At 48.6% G+C, this 6,057-nt stretch carries 14 protein-coding genes; all 14 read left to right on the forward strand.

What is annotated here, in order from left to right; genetic code table 11:
* Nucleotides 1-12: 12 nt before the first annotated feature.
* Nucleotides 13-324 (forward strand): 30S ribosomal protein S10, encoded by a 312-nt coding sequence (gene rpsJ / locus FP827_09125; protein ID MBA3053226.1) that lies wholly within the window; start codon nt 13-15, stop codon nt 322-324.
* Complete coding sequence (rplC, locus tag FP827_09130) at nt 321-956, forward strand: 50S ribosomal protein L3 (GenBank protein MBA3053227.1); 636 nt, start codon at nt 321-323, stop codon at nt 954-956. Before rpsJ ends, rplC begins: the two co-directional genes overlap by 4 nt.
* On the forward strand, nt 953-1,558 hold the full coding sequence (gene rplD, locus FP827_09135; protein ID MBA3053228.1) for a 50S ribosomal protein L4: 606 nt from the start codon (nt 953-955) through the stop codon (nt 1,556-1,558). The genes rplC and rplD overlap by 4 nt, the downstream gene beginning before the upstream one ends.
* Nucleotides 1,555-1,848 (forward strand): 50S ribosomal protein L23, encoded by a 294-nt coding sequence (locus FP827_09140; GenBank protein ID MBA3053229.1) that lies wholly within the window; start codon nt 1,555-1,557, stop codon nt 1,846-1,848. The genes rplD and FP827_09140 overlap by 4 nt, the downstream gene beginning before the upstream one ends.
* Complete coding sequence (gene rplB / locus FP827_09145) at nt 1,845-2,669, forward strand: 50S ribosomal protein L2 (GenBank protein MBA3053230.1); 825 nt, start codon at nt 1,845-1,847, stop codon at nt 2,667-2,669. Before FP827_09140 ends, rplB begins: the two co-directional genes overlap by 4 nt.
* Nucleotides 2,670-2,957: a 30S ribosomal protein S19 gene (gene rpsS, locus FP827_09150; protein ID MBA3053231.1), complete on the forward strand. Its 288-nt coding sequence runs from the start codon at nt 2,670-2,672 to the stop codon at nt 2,955-2,957.
* Between the two features lie 5 nt (nt 2,958-2,962).
* Nucleotides 2,963-3,286, forward strand: a complete 324-nt coding sequence (locus FP827_09155) for a 50S ribosomal protein L22 (GenBank protein ID MBA3053232.1) — start codon at nt 2,963-2,965, stop codon at nt 3,284-3,286.
* A 30-nt stretch (nt 3,287-3,316) separates the two neighbouring features.
* Nucleotides 3,317-4,042 (forward strand): 30S ribosomal protein S3, encoded by a 726-nt coding sequence (gene rpsC, locus FP827_09160; GenBank protein ID MBA3053233.1) that lies wholly within the window; start codon nt 3,317-3,319, stop codon nt 4,040-4,042.
* Nucleotides 4,042-4,449: a 50S ribosomal protein L16 gene (gene rplP / locus FP827_09165; GenBank protein MBA3053234.1), complete on the forward strand. Its 408-nt coding sequence runs from the start codon at nt 4,042-4,044 to the stop codon at nt 4,447-4,449. Before rpsC ends, rplP begins: the two co-directional genes overlap by 1 nt.
* The gene (gene rpmC, locus FP827_09170) at nt 4,449-4,670 is read left to right on the forward strand and encodes a 50S ribosomal protein L29 (GenBank protein MBA3053235.1); all 222 of its coding nucleotides are present in this window, start codon (nt 4,449-4,451) and stop codon (nt 4,668-4,670) included. The genes rplP and rpmC overlap by 1 nt, the downstream gene beginning before the upstream one ends.
* Complete coding sequence (rpsQ, locus tag FP827_09175) at nt 4,663-4,932, forward strand: 30S ribosomal protein S17 (GenBank protein ID MBA3053236.1); 270 nt, start codon at nt 4,663-4,665, stop codon at nt 4,930-4,932. Before rpmC ends, rpsQ begins: the two co-directional genes overlap by 8 nt.
* Entirely contained in the window at nt 4,929-5,297 is a 369-nt protein-coding gene (rplN, locus tag FP827_09180; protein MBA3053237.1) for a 50S ribosomal protein L14, read from the forward strand. The genes rpsQ and rplN overlap by 4 nt, the downstream gene beginning before the upstream one ends.
* The gene (locus FP827_09185; protein MBA3053238.1) at nt 5,294-5,602 is read left to right on the forward strand and encodes a 50S ribosomal protein L24; all 309 of its coding nucleotides are present in this window, start codon (nt 5,294-5,296) and stop codon (nt 5,600-5,602) included. Before rplN ends, FP827_09185 begins: the two co-directional genes overlap by 4 nt.
* On the forward strand, nt 5,584-6,057 hold a 474-nt coding region (rplE, locus tag FP827_09190; protein ID MBA3053239.1), incomplete at its 3' end, for a 50S ribosomal protein L5. The genes FP827_09185 and rplE, both read left to right, overlap by 19 nt.

The raw sequence follows: 6,057 nt of genomic DNA on the forward strand, positions 1-6,057 counted from the left end.
AAGGAATATTAGATGGAAAAAATCAGGGTAAAGGTTTTCTCTTACGATTACAGGCTTCTTGAAGAATCGGTGAAGACCATAATGGCGCAGCTCTCTCACAAGGGCATCATCATAACGGGACCGATCATTCTTCCGACAAAGAGAAAACTTTACACTGTTTTGAGAAGTCCCCACGCGGACAAGAAATCGCGGGAACAGTTTGAGACCAAAATACACAAGAGGATGATAGAGATCAAGAACCCAACGAAGGAAGTGATGAATATCCTCCGCGATATCTCTCTTCCGGCGGGCATCGATATCACGGTGAAGGACCTGAGTCAATGACGGAAGCGAAGACCCCGAAACTGCCGAACGCTGTGCTTGGAATGAAAGGCACCATGTGCCGTATTTTCACCGACACCGCGGAACTCGCCTGTACGGCTGTGGAGGTTCCGCGAAATCTCGTTGTGGATGTCAAGACGGTTAAGAAAGACGGTTATCAGGCTGTGAAAATAGCCTGTGAGGGCGGAAAATCCAATAAAGCCATCGGCGGGATCGCCGCGAAGGCCGGTATGAAAAGCATAAAAGCTTCGCGTGAAATACGCGGAGAATTCTCCTGCGCTACCGGCGACAAAATACAGATATCGGATGTCTTTGAAAAAGGATCTATCGTCAGTGTCACCGGTATTTCAAAAGGGAAAGGTTTTGCCAGCACCCGGAAACGCTGGAACTTTAAAGGCGGCCAGAAAAGTCACGGCCAGAAGGATAAGTACAGGTCTCCCGGGTCCATAGGTTCATCGTCATATCCGTCGCGGGTTTTGCCCGGGCTGAAAATGGCTGGCCGCATGGGCAGTGACAAAGTGACGGTTAAGAATATGAAAGTGGCGTCGGTTGATTCTGCGAACAACAAGCTGTATCTTACCGGAGCGGCTCCGGGAAGCCGCGGCGGCCTTCTGGTGATAAAGAAAATAAAATGAATAAAGCGAAAGTGATAGAAGTATCCGGAAAATTGGAGGGCGAGAAAGTTCTGAGCGCCGACATTTTCGGCGTTTCCTACGATGACCGCTTTATCAATGAGGCGCTCAAGGAGTATCTGCGCAAAAATTTTACAGGCAGCACGAAGACCAAAGGGGAAGTGCGCGGAGGCGGCAAAAAACCCTACCGCCAGAAAGGAACCGGCAACGCCAGACAGGGAAGCATAAGAACTCCTCTGAAGCCCGGTGGCGGTATCATTTTCGGCCCCCGGCCGAGAGTTAAAACCAACAAGCTCAGCAAAAAAAAGAAAAGTGCGGCTCTCAGGCACGTGCTTTCGAGGCTCGCTTCCGAAGGTAAGATTTATTCTATGGTATCAGCCGGTTTCAAGAAAACAGGGGAAGCCGTCAAATTCCTGTCTAAAAGTTTTAAAAAGGATATCAAAATACTCATCGTGACAGAAAAACTGGACAGGGAATTTGCCCTGCCTTTCAGGAATATAAAAAATGTTTCGCTCGAATGTGTATCAGATCTTAATATGAGGAAAATCATATACTGCGATGCCGTGATATTTGTGGACGGGGCTCTTGACGGGGTGAAGGCATGAAGCTCGCCAATTCTGCCGTGATACTCTGGCCGGCTTTTACGGAAAAATCCGAGCGTTTGCGCGTGGAAGCAAATATTTATGTATTCTTTGTGAATCCTAAGGCCACGAAAAGCCAGATTGAACAATCAGTCACCGAGCTTTTTGGCGTGAAAGTTGAGAGCGTGAAAACGGTCAACACCAAGCCGAAGCTGAAAAGGAAAGGCGCCCACGCCGGTTTCAGGTCGCGCTATAAAAAGGCTTATGTTAAAGTTGTTAAAGGCGAAACCATACAGGGGTTTGAAGCGGCATGAAGTATTATAAACCGACAACGTCATCCAGGCGCGGCCGGACCGAGCCGACTGACAGAATAAGGGTCAAACCCCATCTGCCCCTGACGATTCCCGCGAAATCCAGCGCCGGCAGAAATAACACCGGCCGCGTGACAGTCAGATTCCGCGGCGGCGGACAGAAAAGAAGGATCAGGCTGATCGATTTTAGAAGAGATAAATGGGATATGCCCGGAATAGTTCAGAGTGTTGAATACGATCCCGGAAGGAGCTGCCGCATATCGCTCATAGAATACAGTGACGGCGAGAAAAGATATATACTTCATCCGGACGGCCTGAAGACGGGCAAGACGGTTATCTCGTCAAAATCACAGGCTCCTCTTCATCCCGGGAATTCCATGCCTTTGAATTGTATTCCCGGAGGCACTTTTGTCCATAACATAGAGATAATTCCGGGCAAAGGCGGGAAAATAGCCCGTTCGGCGGCCGGTTTCGCGGTTATAATGAGTAGGGATGATACTTACGCTGTTTTAAAAATGCCGTCAGGAGAAATAAGAAAGGTTTTCGCGGCCTCACAGGCCACGATAGGCCGGCTCGATAATATTGAGCACGGGAGCAGAAAATTCGGATGCGCAGGGGCGAAGCGCCACACGGGCCGCAGGCCTCATGTGCGCGGTACGGCGATGAACGCTGTCGATCATCCGCACGGCGGCGGCCGCGGCAGGAGTCACGGCGGAAATGTGCCGAGGTCTCCGCAGGGCATTCCGGCGAAGGGGTTTAAGACAAGGAATCCCAAGAAGGCTTCAGGGGCTCTGATAATAGCCAGAAGGAAAAAGAGGAAATAAATGAGCAGATCAACTAAAAAAGGCCCGTATGTCGACGAGCGTTTGCTTGATAAAATAGCTAAGCACAAAAAGGCTGACAAGAAACAGCCCATAAAGACATGGGCGAGGTCTTCCGTCATCATCCCCGAATGGGTGGGGTTGACTTTTCTTGTGCACAACGGAAAAAAATTTATGCCGGTGTATGTGACAGAGGCCATGGTCGGCTACCGGCTCGGAGAATTTTCACCGACGAGGTTTTTTAAAGGCCACGGCCAGGGTAAAAGGGATGCCGTGGGCCTCAAAAAATAAAAATTATGGAATGTAAAGCAACCGCAAAATATGTGAGATTGTCGCCCAAAAAGATACAGCGTTATCTCAACATGGTCAGAGGGGCCGATGTTGAAACCGCCGTCGCCAAGCTTGAGGTGAAGAAAACTCCCGCGGCTGTGGTTGTGAAAAAGCTGATAAATTCAGCCGCGGCGCAGGGCTCGGGAAAATTATTTGTAAAAACCATATTTGCCACGCCCGCACCGGCGCTTAAGAGGATGAGGCCGGGTCCTTTCGGCCGCGCGTGCCTGTATAAAAGAAGGTCAAGTCACATAACGGTGGCTTTGTCAGCAATGGAGAGTAAGAAATGATGAATTTTTTAACGGGAGCGGGGAACTGATATGGGCCAGAAGATACACCCTTACGGTGTCAGAATAGGCATTAACAAAAATTGGATCAGCAGATGGTTTGTTAAAGGCAGCGCCGCGGACTTTATTATGGAAGATGTGAAGATAAGGCGGGTTGTTGAAAAAAAACTCGGCCGTTCGCAGATCTCAAAAGTGGAGATTGAAAAAGCGTCAAATCAGATCGTTATAACTATTTGCACGGCGCGCCCGGGCCTTGTCATAGGCCAGAAAGGCGTGACCATTGACGCGCTTCGCGAGGACATAGGCGCGGCGATAGGCAAAGAAGTGAAGATCAATGTCGCTGAGATCAAGCAGCCTTTCCTTGACGGGCCGATAGTCGCCGAAATGGTGGCGGTGCAGCTGGAGAAGAAGATGCCGTTCCGCGGCGTGTGCAAACGGATGATCAAAAATATAATGAGCGAGGGCGCGAAAGGAGCCAAAGTGATGGTATCCGGGCGTCTCGGCGGAAATGAAATCGCCAGAAAAGAATGGTTTAAAGACGGGAGTGTCCCTCTTCAGTCGCTCGCGAAAAATATCAGTTATGGTTTTTCCAAGGCTTATACCAAATACGGCGTTATAGGCGTCAAGACCTGGGTGCATATAAAAGACGCTCAGGTCCGGCCCGCGCTCAAAACCGGAGAAGTGGTGGCTGTGGCGGATGAAGCCGCTCCTATCGCCGACGCTTCTATTCCGGCTGTTGATACGAAGGATAGTAAATAATGCTGGCTCCGAAAAAAGTTAAACACAGAAAGGTACAGAAAGGGCGTATCCGTGGCGTGGCTACGCGCGCTGTCGCGGTGTCTTTCGGGGAATGGGGACTCAAATCCCTTGGGGCTAAACAAATATCGGCCAGGCAGATAGAGGCATGCAGAATCGGCCTGGTCAGGAGCGTAAGGAAATCAGGGAAAATATGGATAAGGCTTTTCCCGGATAAACCTATCACGAAAAAGCCGGCTGAAACGCGCATGGGAAAAGGAAAGGGTGCCGTTGAGGGCTGGGTGGCAATTGTCAAACCGGGGCAGGTGATGTTTGAGATAGAGGGCATCCCCGAGGAAGAAGTTAAAAAAGTTTTTAAGTTGGTAACTCATAAACTGGGACTTAAAACGAGGATCGTGGAGAGGCACTGATGGCGAAGAAAATAAAGTTTGCGGAATTATCAGTATCCGAGCTCGAAGACAAGCTCAGGGATTATGGAAAAGAGCTCGTTCTTATGAGAATGAAGAAGAAGCAGCGGGCTCTTAAGGATATTTCACAGATCGGCAAGGTAAAAAAGAATATAGCAAGGGTATCGACTTATCTGACCGCCCAAAAACTGAAGGCGAGCCGCAGCGGGGGGCAAAATGCGTAAGAAATTAAAAGGGATTGTTATAGGAGATAAAAATAGTAAAACCAGAGTGGTGGAGATTAAGAAGGTTTATAACCATCCCAAGTATGATAAAGTTCTCAACAAGTTAAAAAAACTGCATTGCCATGACGAGAAAAATATTTCCGCCGCCGGCGATACGGTTGTGATAACAGAGACAAGGCCCATGAGTAAAATGAAAAAATGGTCTGTCGTGGAAGTGGTCAAGGGCGATGCGGCCAAAACATCTGTTGGAGAAAAAGAATGATACAGTTGATGACCCGGCTGACTGTGTGTGACAATTCAGGAGCTAAGATTGTTATGTGCATTCACTGTTTCGGAGGTTCAAAAAGAAGATATGCTCATGTGGGGGACCTTATAAAAGCTTCAGTCAAAAAAGCCGCGCCCAACGCTGCGGTTAAAAAAGGTGAAGTCGTCCGCGCTGTTGTTGTCAGGACAGCTTTCCCCATAAGGCGCGTTAACGGAATCAGGGTGAGATTTTCGGATAACGCCTGCGTGCTGCTAGATGACAAGATGGAGCCCCGGTCAACCCGTATTTTCGGACCCGTGGCCAGGGAACTGAGGGAAAAGGGGTTTATGAAGATCATATCGATGGCCCCGGAAGTGGTATAATGAAAAAACTTAAAAATAAAGACAAGGTCATGATGATGAAGGGAAAATATAAAGGTAAGATAAGCGAGGTGATCAAGGTTTTCCCGTCAACTGACAAGGCCCTTGTGGCCAAAGTGGCCATGGTCAAGAGGCACACCAAGCCGACCCAGAATACGCCGGGCGGAATACAGGAGAAGGAAAGGCCTGTCAGCTGTTCGGCTCTTAAGCTTATTTGTCCCCACTGTAATGAACCTTCAAGAGTGGGGTTTAAAAATCTTAAAGACGGCAAGGCGCGATTTTGTAAGAAATGCGGAGAAATAATATGAGCGCCGAATACACTCCCCGTTTTATAGAGATAAAGAAAGAAGTTATCAAGGAAATGGTGAAGAAATACAAATACGCTAACGATATGCAGGCTCCGCGCCTTGAGAAAATCGTTATAAGCTGTTCTCATAATGCCGCGAAAGAAGATGCCAAATATCTGGATGAGGCCGTCGCGCAGATAGAGCGGATAACCGGTCAGAAAGCCAAGCGTACCAGAACCAGAAAGGCCATATCAAATTTCAAAACCAAAGAGGGCCAGCCCATAGGATGCGCGGTGACGCTGCGCCGTTACCGGATGTGGGAATTTATGGACAGGTTTATCAATATAGCTGTGCCGAGGATGAGGGACTTCCGCGGCTTGAGTAATAAATCTTTTGATAAGGCAGGGAATTACAGCATAGGTCTGAAAGACATAGCTATTTTTCCTGAAATGCAGATCAGAAAGGTCACGAAAACC

The sequence above is a fragment of the Candidatus Omnitrophota bacterium genome (assembly GCA_013791745.1).
Classification (GTDB): Bacteria; CG03; CG03; order CG03; family CG03; genus CG03.

Bases quoted from the DNA above. Each gene is read 5' to 3' on its own strand.
- rplC (MBA3053227.1), top strand. From the start codon at position 321: ATGACGGAAGCGAAGACCCCGAAACTGCCGAACGCTGTGCTTGGAATG.
- rpsJ (MBA3053226.1), top strand. From the start codon at position 13: ATGGAAAAAATCAGGGTAAAGGTTTTCTCTTACGATTACAGGCTTCTT.
- rplD (MBA3053228.1), top strand. From the start codon at position 953: ATGAATAAAGCGAAAGTGATAGAAGTATCCGGAAAATTGGAGGGCGAG.
- FP827_09155 (MBA3053232.1), top strand. From the start codon at position 2,963: ATGGAATGTAAAGCAACCGCAAAATATGTGAGATTGTCGCCCAAAAAG.
- rplP (MBA3053234.1), top strand. From the start codon at position 4,042: ATGCTGGCTCCGAAAAAAGTTAAACACAGAAAGGTACAGAAAGGGCGT.
- rpsC (MBA3053233.1), top strand. From the start codon at position 3,317: ATGGGCCAGAAGATACACCCTTACGGTGTCAGAATAGGCATTAACAAA.
- FP827_09140 (MBA3053229.1), top strand. From the start codon at position 1,555: ATGAAGCTCGCCAATTCTGCCGTGATACTCTGGCCGGCTTTTACGGAA.
- rpsQ (MBA3053236.1), top strand. From the start codon at position 4,663: ATGCGTAAGAAATTAAAAGGGATTGTTATAGGAGATAAAAATAGTAAA.
- rpmC (MBA3053235.1), top strand. From the start codon at position 4,449: ATGGCGAAGAAAATAAAGTTTGCGGAATTATCAGTATCCGAGCTCGAA.
- rplB (MBA3053230.1), top strand. From the start codon at position 1,845: ATGAAGTATTATAAACCGACAACGTCATCCAGGCGCGGCCGGACCGAG.
- rplN (MBA3053237.1), top strand. From the start codon at position 4,929: ATGATACAGTTGATGACCCGGCTGACTGTGTGTGACAATTCAGGAGCT.
- rpsS (MBA3053231.1), top strand. From the start codon at position 2,670: ATGAGCAGATCAACTAAAAAAGGCCCGTATGTCGACGAGCGTTTGCTT.